The organism is Peptoanaerobacter stomatis (genome assembly GCF_000238115.1).
Classification (GTDB): domain Bacteria; phylum Bacillota; class Clostridia; order Peptostreptococcales; family Filifactoraceae; genus Peptoanaerobacter; species Peptoanaerobacter stomatis.
The window spans coordinates 104,570-127,763 of record NZ_JH414546.1; the positions used below are offsets into that span (position 1 = coordinate 104,570).

Here is a 23,194-nt window from a genome sequence, read left to right on the forward strand (position 1 = left end):
TTGCTATTTTATTCACTATGTAAAATTTATATATTGGGATACCATATTATTTTAAATATATGTTATAATAGTATCATCTCAAGCAAATTTAATATTATATATTATTTTAGATCAGGAGTGAATTTATTTATGAAAAGACAAGTAAAAAACAATGTGTATTGGATTGGAAAAATAGACTGGGAGTTGGAAGAATTTCATGGCTCCGACTATTCTATAAACAACGGTTCAAGTCAAAACTCATATCTTATATTGGAAGATAAAAAAGTGTTAATAGATACTGTTTGGAGACCTCATTCACATGAATTTGTTGAGAATTTAGAAAAAGAAATAGATCTCAATGAAATAGACTTCATCATTATGAATCACGGAGAAGTTGATCACTCCGGTTCATTGCCCTATCTTATGAGCAAAATTCCGAACACGCCTATTTACTGCACAGCAAACGCCGTAAAATCAATAGTAGGTCAATATCATCATCCTGAATGGAATTTTAACGTTGTAAAAACAGGAGACAGTATACCTGTTTCAAAAGATAAATCTCTTGTATTTGTAGAGATGAAAATGTTACATTGGCCGGATAGTATGGCTACTTATTTGACAGGTGACAATATTTTATTTTCCATGGACGCTTTCGGACAACACTTTTCAGTAGCAGAATTATTCAATGACAAAGCTGATCAATGTTTACTTATGGAAGAAGCATTAAAATATTATGCCAATATATTATCGCCATTCTCTCCACTTGTTAAGAGAAAATTAGAAGAAATAGATAAAATGAATTTAAACATTGATATGATTGCACCAAGTCATGGTGCCATATGGAGAGATAATCCACTTCAAATAGTTGAAAAATATGCTCTATGGTGTGATAATTACAAAGAGGATCAAATAACGGTAGTATATGATACTATGTGGGAAGGTACTATGAAACTTGCTCATGCCTTAGCTGATGAGTTAAAGGCCCAAAGTCCTCAAACAGTCGTAAAAGTATATAATATATCTAAAACCGACAAAAATGACGTAATGACAGAAGTATTCAAGTCAAAAGCAATAGCTTTAGGCTCACCTACTGTAAGTAAAAGCATATTGTCATCAGTAGGAGGTTGGTTGCATTTCTTACAGGAGCTCTCATTTAAGGGAAAAAAAGCCGCCGTATTCGGATGTTACGGATGGTCCGGTGAAGGAAATAAAGTGCTTAGAGAAGGGCTGAAAAAAGCGGGTTTTGAAGTTATAGAGCAAGAGGAGCGTTGCAGTTGGAACCCTACAGAAGAAAATTTCGCTCATCTGAAAGATATAGCAAACGAACTTTTAAAATAGATTAAAAATATAGCGGTGTAATGCTGAACACAAATATCAATCAGCATTGCACTGCTTTTATTTACTGTATCGCTATTTTGTTAATGCTATTACACCTAATTAAATAAGCATATAATAAAAATACTAAATTAAATGTATTTGATTTATAGAAACTCAAACGCATTTTTTATATTCTAATATTACATAGCTTTTTAAACAAGTTTCAGTATAATATTTTTTAAATATTTAAAATAAATACTCTCACTATCCAAATAATGCACAAATGTAAAGGATAGAATATATAAAATATCCATTTTGAAAATTTATCGCTACTACCATGCTTACCGTTGTAAAACAACAACATCATAAAAGGTAAAAGATACCCAATCCAATAATAATCATTATAAAATTTGAAATTGCCATCGTATACCAAATTCCAAAACGGACCTGCAAAAAAGTCCAACAAGCCCAAATTCAAAACTATTACTAAAAAATATCCTGCAAGCTGATTTTTTAGATTACCATAGTAAAAATCAAATACAAGCATTATTATTATACAAAGCTCACCATAATCAGCAGGTATACTTATTATCATAAGCAAGTATATGATTATCGCTTTTAAAAAGACATTTTTTACTGTTCTTCTAGTATGAACCGCCAAAACTCCAAGCAATATATTAAAAATTATGTTCAGTCGCAATATGTTGAACGTATCTCTCCACGCGTACATAAATGGTATGTAACTTATAATTGCGAATATAAAAAGTCTAAAAATGTATTTCTTCAAACTTTTTGTGTGATGATATCCCTCCACCGCACAAAAAAACATAATCGGACCTGTAATTCTTCCTATTATATCAAATACCAAATATACTGTCATATCCTCAGGTATAAATGCAATATCTATATGATCTATAAGCATAGCTGTAATTGCGATATATTTTAAAGCATTTACAGAAAGCCCCTCTTTAAAAATTTTTTTAACTTCGCCGACTCCCATATTCAAAACTCCTCTATCCATACTATGATTATATTATAAATTCTAAAACATCAGTTCTCTTATACTAAAATCTTATATAATAATGAAAAATCTAACAATTAATTTTTCTGGTAGACTATATATATTAATTTTATATAATTATACAAGTTATCCATAATTTTATTAGAAAATAGTATTAATTAAAATAAAATATATATTTTCCACTTATTTCAGTATAATAATTATACACTATAACATTATAATTGAAAAATACACATCTTTAATGTATAATCATTATATCACACAGACATATGATTTATTTAAAATATTTTTTAAATTTTAGCTGAGTAAAAGAGGTATAAAATGAAAAATAAATTATATTACATCTTGATTGTAATTTTAATTATATACAATGTATTTCTCATAAATAAGCACTCTTCATTAAAAAAAGAACGGATACAAATTCAAAAAACATCTACAAACGAAAAGAAAGAATCAGATATTAATGATTATACCGACAATCCATATGAGCTTGCTGACAGCAAATATCTTGATAATATAAAAAATATTCATATTTCATCAGATACTATGAGTATAAAATTCAGCATAGACGCATACAATGTTGAAGATATAGTGCGTGATACCGATAAATGCCTGAATAAAACTGCTCAAAGTGTAAGTATACAAGAAGATAAATACATAATATTGGAATACAGATAAGGGTTTGATATGAAGATAAAAATGCAATCTATAAAAAATTCTGAGCTGTTCATAATGTTTATATTACTCGCAAACTTACTTATAATAACAATACCTTATAGTATAAAAAACATAAAAATTAGACAGCAGATAAACAATGTGCAAATTTTAGAAACAAAAAACAACGAAAGTATAGACTTCTATAAAATTTACAAAGATTTTAACGATATTTTAAATAAATTAGACTTAAATATCACTTACAAAAATTCGACTATATCTCAAAATTCAATGACTATAAATATAAAATTTCACTCAAATATAACTATACTCACCAATTTATTAGCTTACATACATAAAAATATACCTAATATGTCCATAATCTCTGCTAATATAGAAAATGATACTAAAGGAGAAAGCGAAATAACATTTTATATAGAAAATCAACATTAAAAAACAATGCTATTATCTAATTAAAATGTTTAATATATTTTAATTTAAATAGTAGTTTATACTTAATACGATAATAAATTTGAAAATATATCAAAAATATGGTATATTAATTTGCCGGATACTTTACTTAAATTATGAGGTGAAATTTGAATATAGAAATAGATAATATAAAAACAAATTACATAGATTCCGGAAGCGGAGACACTATTGTGCTGTTACACGGCTGGGGTTCCAATATAAACTTGTTAAACACCCTAACAACATCACTTAATGCAAACTATCGTGTAATCGCATTAGATCTTCCGGGATTCGGTCAAAGCAGTGAGCCAAATTATGCTATGAACGTAGATGATTACACAAATTTTGTCATAAACTTTATAAATAAATTAGGCATTAAAAAAACACATATATTAGGACATTCTTTTGGCGGACGAATAATAATTAAAATGATGAATAAACAAAATCTGCCTTTTGAAATAGACAAGATAATACTTGTAGACTCTGCCGGAATAAAACCGAAAAAAAGTCTTAAAGTAGAATTTAAAATAAAAATTTTTAAGCTTTCAAGAAAATTATTTGAAGGCACTATACTTGGTAAAATGTATCCCAACTTCATAGAAAATATGCGAAATAAAAGCGGATCCGCAGACTATAACTCTGCAACACCTATAATGCGTCAAATATTGGTAAATGTAGTAAACGAAGATCTTACACCGTTACTTTCTAATATAAAAAATGAAACTCTGCTCATATGGGGAGATAAAGATGATGCAACACCTATACAAGACGCATATACTATGAACAAACTCATAAAAAACAGCGGACTTATAACTGTAAAAAACGCCGGACATTACAGTTATTTGGAACAGAAAGATTATGTAAATTCTGCTATATCAGCTTTCTTATCATAAATTTTTAATAAATTTATAATATTACATCAAATTTGTAAAAAAACGGAGAACATATGATATATATTTTCATAATATCAAATATATCAGCATTTATTTCACTTCTGATATATCACACACATATTTTTCAACTTAATTCGTACAACGAAATAGAAGAAAATAACTGGCTTAGAGAAAATTATTATCCGATACTCGGTAGAAATCTCGGACTTATAATTTCAGCCTTATTCATCTTCATATTCAGTTTTAAATTCCAAGTGGCAGGTTTAATAATAGCTACTATACTTAACATACTGACAGCAATTTTAAACAGAGAAAAAAATTCTAAAATACCTCTTAAATATACAAATAGAGTAAAAAGAATGCTCTTTACAGTTTGCATTATGTATATAATAATGCTCTTATTTTTAATAATAGGCCATAATTTTTTATATTTTGCAGTTTTAGAAGTTATATGTATGATAACACCATATATGCTACTACTGTCAAATACAATAAATAAGCCTATCGAAAAACACATAAATGACGGTTTTATAAACGATGCTAAACGCAAAATCAACTCAATGAATAATTTAACCGTAATAGGTGTAACAGGTAGCTACGGTAAAACAAGCGTAAAACATATATTAGGAAAATTACTTAGCAAAGACTACAACGTACTCATAACACCAGGCAATTACAACACAACTCTTGGTGTGGTAATTACAATAAGAGAACATCTAAGTCCTATACATGACATATTTGTATGTGAAATGGGGGCAAAATCGCTCGGAGAAATAAAAGAAATATGTGATATTGTAAATCCTCGTTATGGAATAATTACATCCATAGGAATGCAACATCTCGAAACCTTTCTCAGCTTGGACAATATAATAACAACAAAATTTGAATTGGCAGAAGCACTTCCTGATTCCGGAACTGTATTTTTAAACTATGACAATGAATATATAGTAAATCATCAAATAAACAAAAACACAATCTCATACGCTGTCGACAACCAAAATTCAAACTTTGTTCCATATGACTTACAAGTAGACGAAAACGGTTCAAGCTTTAAATTAAATATAGATAACACCCCTGCACTATTTAAAACAAAGGTTATTGTAAAACACAACGTGTTAAATATTACAGGTTGTATAGCTGTTGCACACGAGTTAGGTGTAGATACAAGCACATTAATTCAAAGAGTAGCACAATTAGAACAGGTAGAACACAGACAACAGATAATAAAAAAAGATTTCGGCCTTATAATAGATGATGCCTATAATTCAAATCCAAGCGGTGCAAAATCTGCATTAGATACTTTGTCTATGTTTGATATGACAAAAATTGTAGTAACACCAGGAATGATCGAGCTTGGAGACAAACAATATGAGCTTAACAAAGAATTCGGCAAACAAATAGCAGATGTTGCAGATTATATTATACTCGTAGGAAAAAAACAAACCCTACCTATACAAGACGGAATAAAAGAAAAAAATTATGATGAAAAAAATCTGTTTATAGAAGAAAGTATGCAAAAAGCTCTTTCACTTGCATATACACTTAAAACAGATAGACAAAAAGCAATTCTTATAGAAAATGATCTGCCTGATAATTATTAGCGCTGCATTTCCCATTATTAATTAAATAGCATAGGCTGATTAATATAAAGAAAGTGGTTTTAAATCATATGTATTTTATGTATTACAGTGATTTAAATCCACTTTTTTATTTTTTTACTAAACATTTTTCATAATAAAGTTAAATCCTCTTTGATTTTTATATCATACGTTTTTTATATAATCACTTTATTTCATATTATATATAACTTTTTCAAAAGTTTTTAGCATCACTATGTTTTCAAATTAGCTAATTTATAAATACATAAAGCACACAGCTCCTAATATCATAGATAAAAATACTGTTAAATTTATCTTTTTTATCTTAGCTTCAGACATATTTCATACCCCCTTTCATAAACTGTTTTTTATATTTTAAAATGATTATAATTTTTATTGTTAATAATATTATACACCATTTTAAAAATATATCAACAGTTTTCAAAAATATTTTTCTTATGAAAATAATTTTTATTGACAAACATTATTTATTATCTTATAATTTAGAAAAGGAGATACGATTTTTATGTTTGAACAGTTACTTATTAATCATTGTGCCCCTACTTTAGCAGGTATAAAAGTTGCCAATATGTTTATGTATAGCGGTAGCAATCCGTACAGAGATGTAAAACACTGGAATAATATATTAAATGCTTTCGGATTGAAACTTATGATTATAAAAAAATCTGAAAATAAAGTCCTCATATACATATATAGAGTTACTATGCTCGGTAATTTGTTGAGTTTAACAGATGTACAAAACTTTTTAAAAGATTACGGATATACCGATTTTGATGATATATTTTCTGTCTTGAATCAACTTTTAATAAGATTCACATATTCTTCTTTCCCGCATGAGATAGGTATATTTTTGGGATATCCGCTTGAAGATGTTAAGATGTTCATACTCAACAAGGGAAAAAATTATAAATGTTGCGGTATATGGAAAGTATATTGCAATGAAAAAAAATCTACGGAAATTTTTGAAAGTTATAAAAATTGTACATCTTCATTTTCAAATTTATTTTCAAGCGGTAAGAATATAACAAGTTTATGTGTTGCCTAAATTTATGAATTTGAAAAAAGTAATAATATAATTAAAACTTTTATATAACGATTTATACGTCTGCTGAATATTGTTATTAAATTAAATGATAATATTTTATCGTATTTGTAATAATTTAAGATTGTTTTTTATAGATTTCACTACGATAAAAAAATATCTGTTTATTGTTTATAATGGCGAATGCCATTTATATAAATTTTATATATAATGTTGAGCTTTATTTGAAGTATTATTTTAAATTTATATATTTTTTGAAATATTACTTTTTAATTGTTGCTTAACATAAAAATCAAATCATAAAGGAGTAATTAAAGATGAGTAAAGTAGCAGTTGTTTATTGGTCAGGTACAGGAAATACGGAAGCTATGGCTAATGCTGTAGTTGAAGGTGCAAAAGCCGCAGGTGCGGAAGTAGATTTGATATTCAGTGATGATTTCGGTCCTGATAAATTGGATAATTATGAAGCGATAGCATTCGGCTGTCCTGCAATGGGTAATGAAGAACTTGAAGAATCAAGTTTTGAACCTATGTTTGCAAGCGTAGAAGGAAATCTTGGAGGAAAGAAAATAGCTATATTCGGTTCTTATGAATGGAATGACGGTCAATGGATGAGAGATTGGGAAGAAAGAGTTAAAGGCGGAGCAGGAAATCTTGTATATCCGGCACTTCCTGCATATGACAATCCTGATGCGGATGCTCTTGAAAAATGTAAAGAACTTGGAAAAGCTCTTGCATAGTAGTTTAAAAACTTATTAAATAATTTAAGGGACTGTAAGTAAAATCAGTCCCTTTTTTTATGATATTTATTATACTAATACTATTTTCTAATAAAATTATAGATAACTTGTATAATTATATAAAATTAATATATAGTCTACAAGAAAAATTAATTATTATGTTTTTCCGTTATTCTATAAGATTTTAGCATAAAAGCAAAAAAACTTATATATCTATTAATTAAATGAATATTTATATGATATTCTCAAATATATTAAAATATCGATGTTTGATTGAATATTAGTATTAAAATCTCGGCATATCCTTTATAAGTTTTTTTGTATAATCTGATTTCGGATTTGACACCACTTCTTTTGATGTCCCCATATCCACTATCTTGCCGTCTTTTAATACTATCATGCGGTCTGATATATTGTATGCCATTGCAAGATTATGAGTTACCATTATCATACTCATATCTATTTCCTGATGAAGTTTTTTTATTTCGTCCATTATTTTCTTTTGAACTGTAACATCTAACGCCGATGTAGGCTCATCCATTATCATAATATCCGGTTTTAGCATAAGCACCATAGCTATAGACACCCTTTGTTTCATACCTCCGCTTAACGAATATGAGTAACTTTCCCATATAAAATCAGGGTCGAGTTTTACACTTTCAAGTGCATTTTTTCCAATATCTATACTCGAATCTTTATCTAAGTTGAAATTATATCCGAACATTTGAATTATCTGCTTGCCTATCTTTATATTAGGATTTATTGTGCTTCCCGGTTCTTGGAATACTACTCCTATTTTCTTGCCAAGCATATTTCTTATTCCTTTATTTTTAATAGGATTAGAAAATATACTTTCTCCTAAAACTTCAAATTTATTTGCATACGCTCTTGCAGTTTGTGGCATAATTCCATAAATCGCTCTCAAAATACTCGACTTACCGCTACCACTTTCTCCTACTATTGAAAGTATCTCTTTTTTACCAAGTTCAAACGATATATCATATAAAACCTGCTTTTTTTTATAGAACATATTAAGCTCATCTATTTTTATAAGATATGTCATATACACCGCCTTAATAAATACTGCTTTAATATATCCGATATTAGAACCTATTTAAATAAAAACATATATTTTTTTATTTAATCGGATAATTTTAAAAACATATATTTTTTACTCATATGCTTTATCATACAAATAAAAATATCTATAATCTCTATATTATTTTCTTGAATATAATTTTATATACACTAACAACATAATACTCAGCTCATTAGGCTGTCTTTTTTATAATTTAAATAATCCTGCATATAATCAGCAAAAAAATTGAATACAAATACTGTAAAAAATAGAGCAAAACCTGTATAAATCATATAAGATGGTGCCAACTGCATATAATCCTTCGACTCTGATAGCATCAAACCAAGCTCAGGTCGTGGCGGTTTTACTCCTAAGCCCAAGAAGGCAAGCCCTGAAAATCTAAGCATTGCACTACTGAAATTTAATGATGCGAATACAATCAGTTGTGGCAAAATATTCATAAAGATATATCGAAATATTATCTGCTTATTATCACATCCATGAAAAATTGCCGTTTTCATATATTCATTATCTTTTACGGATATTGTCAAAGCAAGAGACATTCTTGTATATTCTGCCCAACCGGATATGACAAGTGCAATAATTGTATTAAAAACTCCTTGACCAAGCACACCGACTATTGCAATACTGAGTACCAATCCGGGAAATGCAAGCATAACATCTGTAAATCTCATTATTATACTCTTTACTTTTCCTCCCTTATATCCTGCTACAATCCCAAGCACAGTGCCTATGACAAAATTTATCAAAACTGTTATCAAACTTATCAATATAGATGATTGTATTCCCAAAATAATTCTGGAAAACAAATCTCTACCCATATGGTCACAGCCCATTATATGAACACTGTCGCTCTTTGCCAAAACATCTCTCGCATCTGAATAATACGGATCAAACGGAATTATATATTTTGCAAAAACAGATATAAATATTAAAATGCTCATCATCATGAGCAAAAAAATAAAAAATATCTTTTTTGAAATATTCAGATTTAAAAAATAGTCCATAAACTCTCCAATTAAAATTTCACAGTTGAACAAAAATATCTTCTACTAAACTATCTACATTCCATTAGATAACTGTATTAATCTATAGCTTTCCTTTGCTCTTTCGGCTTAAAGTATACATACGATATATCCACAAAAAAATTTATTATTGCAAATGCACTTGCAATCCATAAAGTATATATCTGTATCATAGGCAAATCTCTATGCCCTATAGAATCTACAACCTGAGAAGAAATTCCGGGATAGTTAAATATGATTTCACACGCAGATGTACCTCCAAGCAGATTTCCGAAACTAAGAGCCAAAAATGTTATTATTGACAACATACTGCCTCTTAAAATATGAATAACTATTATCTTATCCGGCAAGCCTCTTACTATTTCACCTGCTACATAATCCTTGTTAAGTTCCTCAACCAAAGAAGCTCTCAATTGTTTTATAGCCCTTCCGGACAGTATAATTCCTAATGTCATGGCAGGCATAATCATATTTTTAAATGCAACTCCTCCTATTATAGGAAACATTCTGAGTTTCAATCCAAATATGAAAAGTATTATAACGCCTAAATAAAAATCAGGCATAGACATTGAAAATACACTTAAAAGCCTAATTATAGCATCTGTTATACTGTTTTTCTTAATCGCAGAGATAATTGCAACGGGAAAAGATATTAAAAAACATATGAAAAAAGCAAATATTGTAAGTTTCAGTGTATTTTTAAGTGCTGACGAAAACTCTTTAACGACCGGCTCTCCGGAAGAAAAACTGTTTCCAAAATCAAACTTTACAATATCTGCAAACCAAGAAGTATATCTGACAAAAAAAGGTCTGTTAAGTCCCATCTGCTCTCTTGTTTTTTCAAGTAACTCTTCAGATGGAGGTACACCCTTTTCACTCAATTTAATATATGCTGGATCTCCTGGAGATATACTTACAAGTGCAAAAGATAAAAAAGAAATACCCACAAGTATTATTATGAGTTGCAATAATCTGCTTAATACAAGCTTTTTCAAGTATACCTCCCAGAAAACTTTTATTTACAATAAAAATGTGCTAAAACTAATTTTTGCTTATATTTCAAAAAATACTATAAATTAAAAATAAAATATAACTTATTCTATAGTAACATCGCTATTTATTTGATAATAGTCTATCGGCGATAATTCAAAGCCTTTTACATTATTTTTTCTGCTCACTGAATTTTGTGTGTATATGAAAAATATATTTTTTGCTTCTTCCACAATTATGCTGTTAGCCTCTGTTGCAAGTGATTTTTGCTTTTCCGGATTAGATTCTGATTTTAGCAATTCTGCTATTTCATCTATCCTCTCATCAGAAAAATATCCATTAAAATTGTTTGTTGCACCTGTTTTAAATCCTAAATTTAATAACTTCAACGGATTTGCACTTGTAGCAACTGTCCATGAATCAAATCCTATATCAAAATCACCTGCATTATAGTTATCTACAGCTTGTTTATCAAAAGATATAAGTTCTGCATCTATTCCTACTTTTTTAAACTCTGTTTGAATATACTGTGCAATTATAGGCATTTCAGGTCTTGATATATAATATGTTATTCTTAATTTTACATCTTTACCGTCTTTTTCTAATATTCCATCTCCGTTAGTATCCTTTAAACCTGATTCTTCCAACAATGATTTTGCTTTTTTTACATCATATTTGTATACATCAGTTTTATTATCATTGTATCCAAGAGATTCAGGATATGGCATATATGCAGGTAAACCTGAAGATGCAAGAGTTACATTAGCTAATGTTTCTTTATCTATAGCGTAATTTAACGCCTGTCTTACTTTTTTGTCTTGTAAAAACTCATTTTTAGGATTAAGCATTGCGTATATTAATCTCATAGATGGTATTCTTTCCACCTCAATATCTTTTTCTTTTTCAAGTACAGATAATTGTTGTGTTCCAAGTCCCACAGTAACATCTATTTCTCCGGATTGAAGCGCCAACATCCTCGTATTTGCATCAGGTATGAAAATATATTTAACTGTGCTTAATTTAGCTTTGTTGCCATAATAATCTTCAAATGACGCCATTACAGCTTCCTTTTCCGGAGTATAACTTTCTACTTTAAATGGTCCGGTTGCAATAGGTTTTACGTTAAAATCTTCCGTATTTTTCCCTTCTTCGCTATCAACTATCGCAAACATAGGATCTGCCAAAGACTGTGCTATGTATGGAGATATTTCTTTTGTTTTTAAAACAACTGTGTTATCTCTTACTTCAAATGTGCATCCCTCAAGAGCCTCTTTCGCTCTGTCATTCAATTCAACACTTCTTTTTATACTTTCCATTACAGCTGTTGCATCACAAGTTTTTCCATTGTGAAATTTAACATTATCTCTTATTTTAAATTCCCAAGTATTTTCATCTACTTGTTCAAATTCTTCTGCTAAAAAAGGTATTGTCTTTAAATCTTTATCTACCTTTACAAGTGTTTCTCCTACACCCATTTTTACGGTATCCCAACCTTGCCAGCCTATCGCAGGATCCAATCCGACATCAAAAAATGCCACTCCCACGTTTAAAGCCTTTTGACTGTTTTCTCCACTTTTATTCGCTTCATTTGAAGATGAACAGCCAAATAGTAGAGACGTACATATCACAGATGATATAATAAATGTCGCAAGTTTTTTCAATTTCATATAATTCCTCCTATTTACAATTTAATTGCATCAATATGGCAATAATTTACAAAAAAATAATCGCACACGTCAATAATTATACTAAATAAAATTTATAAACACAAGATATAAATTTAACTATTTTTATACAATAACTTCATATTAAATTTATAAAATCATTTTCAAAAAACATATATTTAAAACATAGACATCAAGGCTCCAAGCACTGTACTTCCAACCATTGCAAGCAATGCAAGTATAGCCACTATCGCCAATGTTTTTTGTTTAGTTTTGCGTCTTTTAGCTATATCTGAAATATCATTCTTCTTTACCTTAGATGATTCTATATTTTTCTTTTTAACTTTCTTATTTGAATTCATTTATTCCTCCAAAAATATTTTTGAATATATATTCAATACATACTGAAAAGTAGAGTGTATTAATTTATATTGTAGAGTTTTAACAATATTTGAACAAAGTTTATTTTTTATGTCAAATATTTTGAATTTTACTACACTTTAATCAATACTTTTCTAAATTTTCAGATACATTATGATATTTTTTTCAATTATTACTACGATATGATTTTTAAAGCAGTTGTACTGCTGTATTTTTATCTACTTCAAAAATCCCTTTTATTTTTATATGCTTTTCTTGTATCAACACTTTTGCTTTTTCTATATCTTCTTTGTTTATCTGTAAAGATATTCCACAGCTGTTGCTTATAGCTCTTGGTGTAGGTACTACCATTTTCTGAAAATTAATTTCATCAAAATATTTATCTGCAAGCATAGCGTAATTGGTCGACTCAAAACTTATAACTATCATACGCTCATCTTACTTTCTGCATTGTTTATTGAATCAACTATATCATACATATTTCCGACAATTCCGACTTTCAATTCTTCTTTCAAGCCGTAAAAATCTAAACAAGTACCACAAGATATGATTTCTACACCTTCATTTTCAAGGACTTTTAGATTTTTTATAACCTCTTCATTTTGTGTAGTGAGCTTTACTCCTGAATTTACAAAAATAACTTTGCTTGGATATGGTTTTGATTGAGTAAGTGAAAATACAAATGATTTCATAAGTATAGCTCCAAGCTCATCGTCTCCGCTTCCCAAATATTGAGTCTTTACAAGCAACACCATTCCTTTTTTGTGCCCTTCAACTTTTGTACTTGAATTTTTCACTATTGTTATTATGAATTTACCTGCATCATCTTTTGCAGTATAACTCAAATTCATTGAAGCTGCTAACTTACTCACATTTTCTTTCGCTGTTTCATTATCAACAATAACATCTAATGTTATGCTTTCATTTTCTTCCAACATATTTTTTGCCTTTACTACAGGCATCGGACATTCAAGTCCTGTACAATCAAGTGTATGTTTCATTTTTCTTCTCCTTATGGTTTTAAAATTGTAAAATATAATTAAACGTTTATTTATTTTTTTGACTTTTTACAAAATATAAAAGAAAAAATATTTCTGTTCAAAATTTAATATTTTTTAACTAAATTGCAATAGCAAATACATATTTTTTATTAAAATTATATAGCTATTTTCTATACATTGAATAAATTCATAAATATATTATATGTGTATAGTGGAGACATCAAAGCTGAATTTGCAAATATTTCTTTAATCTGCACTGTCAATACATAGTCTGAAACTTTATCTATAAAATACACCATAAGCATCATTATAAACAATGATTTTATTAAGCCGTATGCAAGTCCCAAAATTTGATCGCTTACTTTAAGTGTATCATCATCTGTAACATCCTTTAATATTTTAAATACTATAAAAACTATTATGCTTACAAATATAAATATTGAAAGTATCAATATTGCCTTATCCAAAAAATCAGTATATGCAAGATTTGGAAGGCTTTTTGCCAAATAATCTTTTATATATTTCAAAATCAGTTTTATATTGCTGTCTGCAAACAGCATTTTAGAAAAAGCTGTATATATAAAATAAGTCGCAACTATTCTTATAATAAATCCGAAACTTATAAATATTGACTTTACAAAACCGTTTTTTACTCCAATTATCACATTATATAAAGTAAATATTATAATAAAAATATCTATATTGTTTATTGTATTCATATCTCTCCTAAAACTTATAATAGTTCAAATATTAGCAATATGTTCTGATTTTATCAGACGTATGCTGTCAATACGGTATTGCAAATGTCCTTATTCCGCCGTTAAAAAATACAATCAACTTATTATTTGAAAGCAATATACTCTTATCTATAACTTCTTGAACTGCATAGTCTTTTTTGTCAGAATAAATTTCACTTTTGCTCACATAAACAACCTGTGATACATTGGTAAACATATTGATTATAGGCTCTTTAAAACTCTTTTCTTCTACTAAGTTTCCGGCTTTATCGAATATTCTTACGTTTTTTTCTCCATCTTGCAAATATATCTTGTCACTTGCTGTTATCATTCTTTCAAATGACGCTTGTGCAGATACTTTTGACACATTTTTAAAATCTTTATCCATTATATAAAGTGCTGTCGGATCTAATATCAATATATTGTTTCCCAATACATCAAGTGCCATAGTCACTAAATTTTTGTAATTTTGAAAAAGTTGAGGTTCATATTTAAAATCATACACATATATTGAGTTTATAACGTCTAACTCATTTACCACTTGTATGCTGACAAACAAATTATTTGTTCTTTCTTCATATGCCACAGTATTTACAAGACCGTTCGGATAATTTATGTCTTTTTTCTTCTTCAAATCTTTATCATATATTATTATACCGTCCGTATTTACTCCCGTACTGTACTGCAAGACTACATCTGAATTTTTAAGAGGATAAATATTTTGCCCTGTTTCTACAAATTTAACTTGACTCACAATCTCTCCGTCTTTACTTATTTTATACAAAATTTTTTCTGTCTTATCAAGTATATATATATCTTCTGACATAGTTTTTATGACATAATTGCTCGCAACCAATCTAAGAGCAAATACATCTTTAAAAGTATCACTTTTTCTAATGAGCTTTTTCCCATCATATATCAAAAATGTGTTTTGAAACGGTAAAACACTCATATTGCTGTTATATTCAAACTGTACTTTCGTTTCCATATCTTCGTTTTTGCTATTATGCTTATTTATATATATTGCTGTCGATATAACTATAGCAATTACAAAAAATATAGATATTGCCAATAATTTTTTTTTCATCATTTCTCCATATTGATCTACTGCAAAAATTTAACAAATTTTATGCTGAATTTTTTATTGATTTAAAATACTTAACTTTTATCTCTCAAATATAATATATTGAAAAATTCTATTTCTAATCATTATATATTTTTGTTTTATACAATTTATCAATTATTCTGCTTTTATACAACTCATATTATCATTTATAATTTTTTATATATTTAAGCCTGAACTTGATTTTATGCTTTTTACAGCCGATATGAATTTATCTGCTTCATTCATATTATTGAAGTATGATAAAGACGCTCTTATAAATCCGCTTTCCAATGTACCCAAATATCTATGTCCAAGCGGATTACAATGAAGACCTCCTCTAACTGCTATGTCATATTTCAAATCCAAAACTCCTGCCACAAATGATGAATCCAAGCCGTCTATATTGAATGACACTATACCTGCAAGCTCATCATTAAGAGGCGTATATACTGTTACACCTTCTATTTCTATTAATTTTCTTATTATATATTTGGCGAGAGCATTTTCCTTTGCTCCTATTATATCTATTCCGACAGAATTTATCCACCTTATGCCTTCCAACAAACTCTTTATCCCTACTACGTTAAGTGTACCTGTTTCCAATTTATCAGGCATTATTTGAGGCTGATGGATGTCATCCGAAAAGCTTCCCGTTCCTCCATACAAAACAGGTTTTACTTTTGCTTGTTCATTTGCATATATAAAACCTGTACCTGTAAATCCATAAAGCGATTTATGACCGGGTGCGCATAAAATATCTATATTCATCTTTTGCACATCTATATTTTTTTTACCTGCACTTTGCGCTGCATCAACCATAAAAAGTATATTATATTTTTTTGTTATCTGACCTATTTTTTCTATATCATAAAATGTGCCGACAAGGTTGTTTGCATGACTTAAAACTACCATTTTTGTGTTAGGCTTTATATTATTTTCTATATGATAATCTGTTATAGTCATATCTTCATCAGGATTTAGATATGTTATCTCTATATTTTTTTCTGACTTTATATGTTCAAGTGCTCTTATTATGGAATTGTGTTCCAATACACTTGTTATGACATGATCATTTTCTTCCAAATTTGAAAATATCCCTATATTAAGTGCCTCTGAACAATTTTTTGTAAATGCTATATCAGTAGGGTCATTTATATTAAACATATTTGCAATTTCAAATCTACATTCAAAAACTTGCCTTGATGATTCTATGCTCATCTTATGTGCTGAACGTCCGGGATTGGCACATGAAGTTTTTAAAAACGAAAAAGTGTTTGCAGTGACTTTTTCCGGTTTTGGAAATGTAGTTGCAGAATTATCAAAATAAATCATATCAACCCTCCAGTTTTCTAATAATTATTTCTTATATTTTTTATAACTGTTAAAATTGTGAATATCTATATTCCATTTGATGTAATACTAAACACCAATAAAAACATTGAATTATGTAGTAGATAGATTATGTGACACCATAAATTTATTAACAAAAGATATTGTAAAAAGTGTATTCATAGAGAATGAATTATCTCTACTATTAAATTGGTTATTAGTATAAATAAAAATTTATATAAACGAAAATTTGATTCTATCGGATAATAACTATGCCAACTTTTTAAACAAATAGCAGTACGAATAATATAATGCTATTATCCAATAAACACAGATTTTTTTAATAGACTGCTTAAATATATTAATTTAAAATAATATTTAATATGAGTTAAAAATAAATACACAATAAATTTTACAAAATATTTTCTATTATATCTCTAAGCTGTTCATATGAATAAAATTCTATGCTTATACTACCTTTTTCTTCGCTTTGTCTTTTTATATCTACTTTTGTTGACAATTTTTCTTCCAACATCTCTATTATCTGTTCATCTTCATCAAACGCAGCATTCTTTTTATTTTTTTTGCTTTTTACAGCTTTTTCTACATCTCTTACACTGAGTCCGCTTGATATTATTTTTTGTGCCAATTTTTTTCTTTTATCTATATCCTTTTCTACAAGCAATGCTCTGGCATGACCTTCACTTATCTTCTCATCTTTGAGCATTTTTTTTGTCGTATCATCTGCTGTCAATATTCTAAGTTTATTTGTAATATACACTCTTGTCTTTCCAAGTATTTCAGATAACTCCTCATGAGTGTAATTTTTTGCATTTTTAAGTGATAATATAGCCTCTGCTTCTTCAAGCGGTGTAAGATTTTCTCTTTGTATATTTTCTATAAGTGCAATTTCAGCTATATTTTCATCATCCTTGACTATAACATCCACATATTCCAAATTAATAATTTTACAGGCTCTATATCTTCTCTCTCCTGCAACTATTTGATAATAATTGTCTATTTTTTTGACAAGTATAGGCTGTAATAAACCGAATTTTTTAATAGATTTTGCAAGGTCTTCTATCTGAGCTTTATCAAATATCTTGCGTGGCTGATTTTCGTCCTGCCTTATTAGATTTATATTTAATTTTTGTATCTCCATAATAATTACCTGATTTATTTTTTTATACTTTTTTAAATATAAACAGATATTCATGCGCGAGTAATAAAAAATTATATTTTATACTATTAGTTTTCCAATATCCTGTAGCTTTACAATTATGTTGTTCTTTAATTATAATTTCTTTTAATTTAAAACCCGTATTTTCAAAAATTTTCATAACTTCAAAGCTCATAGGTTGTACATTTCCTTTTATTCTTGTATCTCCCATTAAAATAGCACAAAATTTTTCTTTTTTTAAAACTCTATAACTTTCATTCGCTACTTTTTGCATTTCTTTTAGAAACTCCGGAATTTTACAACAAGACAAATCTCCTTCAATATTTTCACTATACCTGATTATATTGGCATATGGCGGATGAGTACATATAAAATCTATACTCTCATCTTGTATAAAACTTAAATTCCGTGCATCTCCTTTATTTATATATACTTTTCCGTTTGCTCCGTCATAATTAAAACTTGTTTTTTCTTTACATCTTTCTAATGCGATATCATTTATATCTACTCCAATGATATTTCTGTTAAGTAATTTAGCTTCTACAAGAGTTGTGCCTCCACCTGCAAATTGATCAAGCACTAAATCATTTTCTTTTGAATACCTTAAAATCAGATTTCTTGGTATATATGGAGACCAATTTCCACGCCATTTCGCATCATGTGTTGCCCAATCTCCACGTTTTGGAAAACTCCAATGAGTATTCATTTCAAGTTCAAAATTTTCAGGTTCCCATTTAGTTATTTTAGTTTTAGTCATCAATATTCCTCTATCAAACTACTTACTTTCTATAATCATAAACCTTCTGACAATATTTCATCCAACAATCCATTGTTAATCATATTGATATTTATAATATAATCCACTATATTAAACGCTTCAAGTAGAGGTCTTTTCGAAGTAAGCCAACCTTTCCCATCCGTTACCCAAATAAATCCAACATCATCATTTTTTACAACAGAAAAAAGATTACTAAATTCACCTGCAACAGATTTAAGCTTTGAACCTCCACCACTATAATAATTAGTTTCTATTAAATACAATTTCCCCCCTGTATCTACTGCAAAATCAAAATGTCTATCTGCTTTATCTGTAGATACGCTTTTGTTAAATTTCATTTTTATCTTGTCAACCGTTGCTTGTTTTAAGTATTTAAATCCATGTTTAATACATATTGATTTAACATAAACTTCAACTAAATTTTCCATAGCTATACCACTTCTATTTTTTCTGGCATTTGTATCGAGTCCCACTTCTACACCTATTACATAATCAACTAAATTTTTAATGCTTTTATCCTCAACAATTTTCAAAAAACCACATCTATCTGCAAAAAATACAATTTTTTCAATTTCTTCATCAGTATAATATTTCTTCTTTGAAAATACATACTCTATATCACCATATTCACTTGCAATTTTTATATTTTTATCTCTAACCGCAATTAATATTGGAATTGTTGAAACAATTTGAGGATATTGCTTTATAAGCCCCTTTAATCTATGAGAAACATCATCTTTTCCGATAAGAGTGTTCAATATATTTAAAGATATTTCTATTTCAGATACATTTCTAAGCACCTTTTCCCAAGCCACAAAAAAATCATAGGTATGAATTGTGTCCTTTAAATTTTCTAAAATGTATTCAAATACTTCATTGTCAGAAAAAGCACCTATCTGTTTATAGCCATTTATATATTTCAAAGCATTCTCTCCCTAATAATTTGAAATTAAAAGTTCTTTTATTTTTCCTCTTGCACTTGCTTTGCTGTTTATCATCCTTGTTGCTTCTACTCTTCTAATTTTATATTTACTATAAATATTATCAAAAAAATCATCTTTTTCATCAATATTTTTAGGATCTGAATTGCTAAGCAAAACTTTTGCACCGTTTTTCGATATAAAATTAATAAATTCACTTAAACGAATTTGCTGTTTATCGTCAAAGCTCGTCTGTGAATAAGCTATAAAACCTGAATTTCGTGTAAGAGGACGATATGGAGGATCAATATAAACAAATGTATTTTTATCAATAAATTTTTCAGATTTTCTATAATCTCCAGATTCAATTTTTATATTGTTTAACTTTTCAGACACCAAACGAAGATTATCTTCATCACAAATCATAGGATTTTTATAATCTCCCATAGGTACATTAAAAAATCCTTTTTTATTCACACGATATAAACCATTAAAGCAAGTTTTATTCAGAAAAATCATAATTGCTGCTTTTTCAATATCATCTTCTATTGAATTGTTCAATTTTAAAAAATTAAACTTTTCACGTTTTTTACTATAGTATATCTTTCTGTCACTATTTTCAATAGGTATGAATTCATCTTGCATAATAAAAAGCTTTTGTATAAGCTCATCTATATGTTCTCTAATCATTGTATAGGTATTGATAAGTTCTTCATTTATATCACTGATATATATTTCTTCTAAATCATATTTATTAAGAATATCAAACAATACAGCTCCTCCACCTACAAAAGGTTCTGCATATTTTTTTATTCCATTTTCAAAAGGATAGTATTTTTCTATTTCGTTTAAGAGTTGTTTTTTTCCACCTGCCCATTTTAAAAATGGCTTTACTGTATTTTTACTATTTGATAATTGTGAAATTTCAGTTTTAGAATAAATAATAGAGTTATCTTTTTTATAAATTCCTAATTCAATATTTTCTTTTACCTTAATAAACTCCATAATTAACCTCTCAATAATTGCGTTAATATTATTAAAAAAAACAATATTTATTCATCAACTTAAAAAAAGTAGCGTATGTTTTATTATACACCACTTCATAAAAAGCGTCTACAACCTTATAATTTTAAATTTGATATTTGCTTTATAATATATTTTATACAAAAAAAATAAAATGAACTATGTTTTTCATAATTCATTTTATCAATTTTTCAATATTTTTACGTTAAATTAAAATTATATTTACTCACCTATAAATTTTAAAAACTCATCTAATTGTTGGTTTAAAGCATCAATATCTGTTTGAGATAAGTCCATTTTACCTGTTTTAAATGCTTCTGATGTAAGTGCCACACCTGTTTGAGGCGTTTCCATTAACTCCATTTTTATCCGTTTCAACAGTTCTGTAAGTTTTTTTCTTACTCCGCCTGCTGCTGATTTTCCATTTACACCGCTTATAGTAACCTTTTTCATTCTAATAGCTGTTCCTGACGAAAAATCATTTTCTTTTAATGGACGAGATAACCAGTCCAACAAATTTTTCAAAACTCCAGGATAACTGAAATTGTACTCAGGTGCAATAACCCATAAAGTGTCTGCTTTAAGCACTTCTTCTTTTATTCTAACTATTTGATTTGGAGCCAGAGATTCTATATCCCGATTCATATACGGTATATCTGAATATTCCAAAAATGAAACCTCTGCTCTATCTTCTAAAATTTCCTTTATTTTATTGCAAGCTGTCTATTAAAAGATTCTTTTCGCATAGAACCAACTATCATCAATATATTTTTCTTCATCGTATTCCTCCTAAATAGATTAATACCAAAGCCGATTTAAATTATGGATTTTATCCAAATGGTATAAATTTATATATTTATTTTTTACTCTATATTCAACATATACATACTTCTATCATATTTTAGTATGAAAACTTTCTTGTATAGAAATAATATAAATCATATTTTCTCTATATTACTTTTTAGTCAATACCCATTATTCAGCAATTTATTGAACTTAATTTTTATACTAATCTCCATTTAATTAATAGATACATCTATATAATTTATTTTAAATATACTTAATTTTACTTAGCTAATAAGTTTTTAAAAACAGAAATGTCTATTATTTCTATTGATTTTTAGTATTACTTTTCATAATATGGTTCTATATGCACTAAAACATGAGCATTTTTATTTATGTTTTCTTGAATATGCTTTTCTATTTTATGAGATAATATATGGCTTTGCTCGAGAGTTATATCAGGATTTGCCAATACGTGCATATCTATATAAGTGTTATTTTGTGTACCTCTTGAGCGTATTTTATGCACGCCCTTTACATTTTCCATATTCACAATAATCTCTCTAATCTTATTTTCATCAACTGCTTTGGCGTCTATTAATATATTTCCGTTTTCACTGAGCACTTCCCAAGCTGTAAAAAATATTACACCTGCAACTACAAACGATACTATCGTATCCAATATCGGTGGCATTCCCAATTTTACTGAAAGAAGTGTTATAAGCACACCTATTGTAACAAATATATCCGATTTCGTATGTGTAGCATCCGATATCAAAATATTGCTGCCTAATTTTACTCCTTGCCTATGTTCATATACAGTTACAAATATATTGATTATAAGTGTTATTAATAGCATTGCAAGACTTGATAAAGTTATAGACGGCACTAACGGATTTTTTAATTTTTCTATAGCTTCAAAAACTACATTACATCCAACAAATATCAAAAATATTCCTATTAAAAGTCCTGTTATTATCTCTATTTTATCATGTCCATACGGGTGTTTTTTATCTTCAGGTTTTGAAGCAAAATATATTCCTATCATTGCAACTATGTTGGATGAACCATCAGATAACGAGTGAAAACCATCTGCACTCATAGATGATGATTTTATTATATTCCCCATCACTATTTTTAAAATTGCCACTAAAAAATTGGCAACAAGTATAACGAATAATACTCTCTGCACTTGTTTATAATTACTGCTTTGCATTTTTTTGCCTTTCGTTTTTAATTTGTAAATATTTAAACCATTACTTTCATTATTCTACTTATATTATAAATTTAACTTTTTATAAAATATTTTTTATCATTTGATAATTTATTTTTGAGTTAATCAAGTGTTTATAAATATTTTAAATTTCCTTTAAAATCATTTGATATTATATTTATATCATTAATTTCATTTTATAAACATTTTATACAATATTTTTATAAAAT

Annotated in this window: 24 protein-coding genes; 7 read left to right on the forward strand and 17 right to left on the reverse strand. The window is 28.0% G+C overall.

Going from position 1 to position 23,194, the window contains the following annotated elements; translation table 11 throughout:
- Positions 1–129: 129 nt before the first annotated feature.
- Positions 130–1,317, forward strand: a complete 1,188-nt coding sequence (locus HMPREF9629_RS00360; protein ID WP_009524312.1) for an oxygen-binding di-iron domain-containing protein — start codon at positions 130–132, stop codon at positions 1,315–1,317.
- A gap of 217 nt (positions 1,318–1,534) precedes the next feature.
- Here the strand turns inward: HMPREF9629_RS00360 and HMPREF9629_RS00365 are convergent, their stop codons facing one another.
- Positions 1,535–2,296, reverse strand: a complete 762-nt coding sequence (locus tag HMPREF9629_RS00365; RefSeq protein WP_009524313.1) for a TraX family protein — start codon at positions 2,294–2,296, stop codon at positions 1,535–1,537.
- Positions 2,297–2,638: 342 nt separating this feature from the next.
- Between HMPREF9629_RS00365 and HMPREF9629_RS00370 the strand changes: the two genes are divergently transcribed.
- The 6 genes from HMPREF9629_RS00370 (at position 2,639) to HMPREF9629_RS00395 (ending at position 7,736) form a co-directional block, all read left to right on the forward strand.
- On the forward strand, positions 2,639–2,995 hold the full coding sequence (locus tag HMPREF9629_RS00370) for a hypothetical protein (protein WP_009524314.1): 357 nt from the start codon (positions 2,639–2,641) through the stop codon (positions 2,993–2,995).
- Between the two features lie 9 nt (positions 2,996–3,004).
- Positions 3,005–3,424: a hypothetical protein gene (locus tag HMPREF9629_RS00375; RefSeq protein WP_009524315.1), complete on the forward strand. Its 420-nt coding sequence runs from the start codon at positions 3,005–3,007 to the stop codon at positions 3,422–3,424.
- 146 nt (positions 3,425–3,570) lie between these two features.
- Positions 3,571–4,335 carry an alpha/beta fold hydrolase gene (locus HMPREF9629_RS00380; protein ID WP_009524316.1) on the forward strand — a complete coding sequence of 255 codons (765 nt, stop codon included), beginning with the start codon at positions 3,571–3,573 and terminating at the stop codon, positions 4,333–4,335.
- Positions 4,336–4,388: 53 nt separating this feature from the next.
- The gene (locus HMPREF9629_RS00385; RefSeq protein ID WP_009524317.1) at positions 4,389–5,936 is read left to right on the forward strand and encodes a Mur ligase family protein; all 1,548 of its coding nucleotides are present in this window, start codon (positions 4,389–4,391) and stop codon (positions 5,934–5,936) included.
- A 523-nt stretch (positions 5,937–6,459) separates the two neighbouring features.
- Positions 6,460–6,999 (forward strand): DUF3793 family protein, encoded by a 540-nt coding sequence (locus HMPREF9629_RS00390; RefSeq protein ID WP_009524318.1) that lies wholly within the window; start codon positions 6,460–6,462, stop codon positions 6,997–6,999.
- Positions 7,000–7,313: 314 nt separating this feature from the next.
- The gene (locus HMPREF9629_RS00395) at positions 7,314–7,736 is read left to right on the forward strand and encodes a flavodoxin (RefSeq protein ID WP_009524319.1); all 423 of its coding nucleotides are present in this window, start codon (positions 7,314–7,316) and stop codon (positions 7,734–7,736) included.
- Between the two features lie 286 nt (positions 7,737–8,022).
- Here HMPREF9629_RS00395 and HMPREF9629_RS00400 read toward each other — a convergent pair whose 3' ends face one another.
- The 16 genes from HMPREF9629_RS00400 to HMPREF9629_RS00475 form a co-directional block, all read right to left on the reverse strand.
- Positions 8,023–8,799, reverse strand: a complete 777-nt coding sequence (locus tag HMPREF9629_RS00400; protein ID WP_009524320.1) for an ATP-binding cassette domain-containing protein — start codon at positions 8,797–8,799, stop codon at positions 8,023–8,025.
- Positions 8,800–8,999: 200 nt separating this feature from the next.
- Positions 9,000–9,842, reverse strand: a complete 843-nt coding sequence (locus tag HMPREF9629_RS00405; RefSeq protein ID WP_009524321.1) for an ABC transporter permease — start codon at positions 9,840–9,842, stop codon at positions 9,000–9,002.
- 77 nt (positions 9,843–9,919) lie between these two features.
- The gene (locus HMPREF9629_RS00410; protein ID WP_009524322.1) at positions 9,920–10,855 is read right to left on the reverse strand and encodes an ABC transporter permease; all 936 of its coding nucleotides are present in this window, start codon (positions 10,853–10,855) and stop codon (positions 9,920–9,922) included.
- Positions 10,856–10,954: 99 nt separating this feature from the next.
- On the reverse strand, positions 10,955–12,517 hold the full coding sequence (locus HMPREF9629_RS00415; protein WP_009524323.1) for an ABC transporter substrate-binding protein: 1,563 nt from the start codon (positions 12,515–12,517) through the stop codon (positions 10,955–10,957).
- A 176-nt stretch (positions 12,518–12,693) separates the two neighbouring features.
- A complete protein-coding gene (locus HMPREF9629_RS00420) occupies positions 12,694–12,876 on the reverse strand; it encodes a DUF4044 domain-containing protein (RefSeq protein ID WP_009524324.1) in 183 nt (60 codons plus the stop codon).
- Between the two features lie 208 nt (positions 12,877–13,084).
- Positions 13,085–13,324, reverse strand: coding sequence for a DUF3343 domain-containing protein (locus HMPREF9629_RS00425; RefSeq protein ID WP_009524325.1), 240 nt, complete (start codon positions 13,322–13,324; stop codon positions 13,085–13,087).
- Positions 13,321–13,896, reverse strand: a complete 576-nt coding sequence (gene yedF / locus HMPREF9629_RS00430) for a sulfurtransferase-like selenium metabolism protein YedF (protein ID WP_009524326.1) — start codon at positions 13,894–13,896, stop codon at positions 13,321–13,323. The genes HMPREF9629_RS00425 and yedF overlap by 4 nt, the downstream gene beginning before the upstream one ends.
- A gap of 170 nt (positions 13,897–14,066) precedes the next feature.
- Positions 14,067–14,615 carry a CvpA family protein gene (locus HMPREF9629_RS00435; RefSeq protein WP_009524327.1) on the reverse strand — a complete coding sequence of 183 codons (549 nt, stop codon included), beginning with the start codon at positions 14,613–14,615 and terminating at the stop codon, positions 14,067–14,069.
- A gap of 67 nt (positions 14,616–14,682) precedes the next feature.
- A complete protein-coding gene (locus HMPREF9629_RS00440) occupies positions 14,683–15,720 on the reverse strand; it encodes a hypothetical protein (RefSeq protein WP_009524328.1) in 1,038 nt (345 codons plus the stop codon).
- Positions 15,721–15,915: 195 nt separating this feature from the next.
- Positions 15,916–17,070: an aminotransferase class V-fold PLP-dependent enzyme gene (locus tag HMPREF9629_RS00445; RefSeq protein ID WP_009524329.1), complete on the reverse strand. Its 1,155-nt coding sequence runs from the start codon at positions 17,068–17,070 to the stop codon at positions 15,916–15,918.
- A gap of 409 nt (positions 17,071–17,479) precedes the next feature.
- Complete coding sequence (locus HMPREF9629_RS00450) at positions 17,480–18,229, reverse strand: ParB/RepB/Spo0J family partition protein (RefSeq protein WP_009524330.1); 750 nt, start codon at positions 18,227–18,229, stop codon at positions 17,480–17,482.
- Positions 18,230–18,251: 22 nt separating this feature from the next.
- The gene (locus tag HMPREF9629_RS00455) at positions 18,252–19,004 is read right to left on the reverse strand and encodes a TRM11 family SAM-dependent methyltransferase (protein WP_009524331.1); all 753 of its coding nucleotides are present in this window, start codon (positions 19,002–19,004) and stop codon (positions 18,252–18,254) included.
- Positions 19,005–19,039: 35 nt separating this feature from the next.
- Complete coding sequence (locus HMPREF9629_RS00460; protein WP_009524332.1) at positions 19,040–19,948, reverse strand: type II restriction endonuclease; 909 nt, start codon at positions 19,946–19,948, stop codon at positions 19,040–19,042.
- A 12-nt stretch (positions 19,949–19,960) separates the two neighbouring features.
- Positions 19,961–20,950 (reverse strand): DNA adenine methylase, encoded by a 990-nt coding sequence (locus tag HMPREF9629_RS00465; RefSeq protein WP_009524333.1) that lies wholly within the window; start codon positions 20,948–20,950, stop codon positions 19,961–19,963.
- Positions 20,951–21,190: 240 nt separating this feature from the next.
- Positions 21,191–21,637 carry an NADPH-dependent FMN reductase gene (locus HMPREF9629_RS00470; protein WP_009524334.1) on the reverse strand — a complete coding sequence of 149 codons (447 nt, stop codon included), beginning with the start codon at positions 21,635–21,637 and terminating at the stop codon, positions 21,191–21,193.
- A 457-nt stretch (positions 21,638–22,094) separates the two neighbouring features.
- Positions 22,095–22,967 carry a cation diffusion facilitator family transporter gene (locus tag HMPREF9629_RS00475; RefSeq protein WP_009524335.1) on the reverse strand — a complete coding sequence of 291 codons (873 nt, stop codon included), beginning with the start codon at positions 22,965–22,967 and terminating at the stop codon, positions 22,095–22,097.
- Positions 22,968–23,194: the final 227 nt, after the last annotated feature.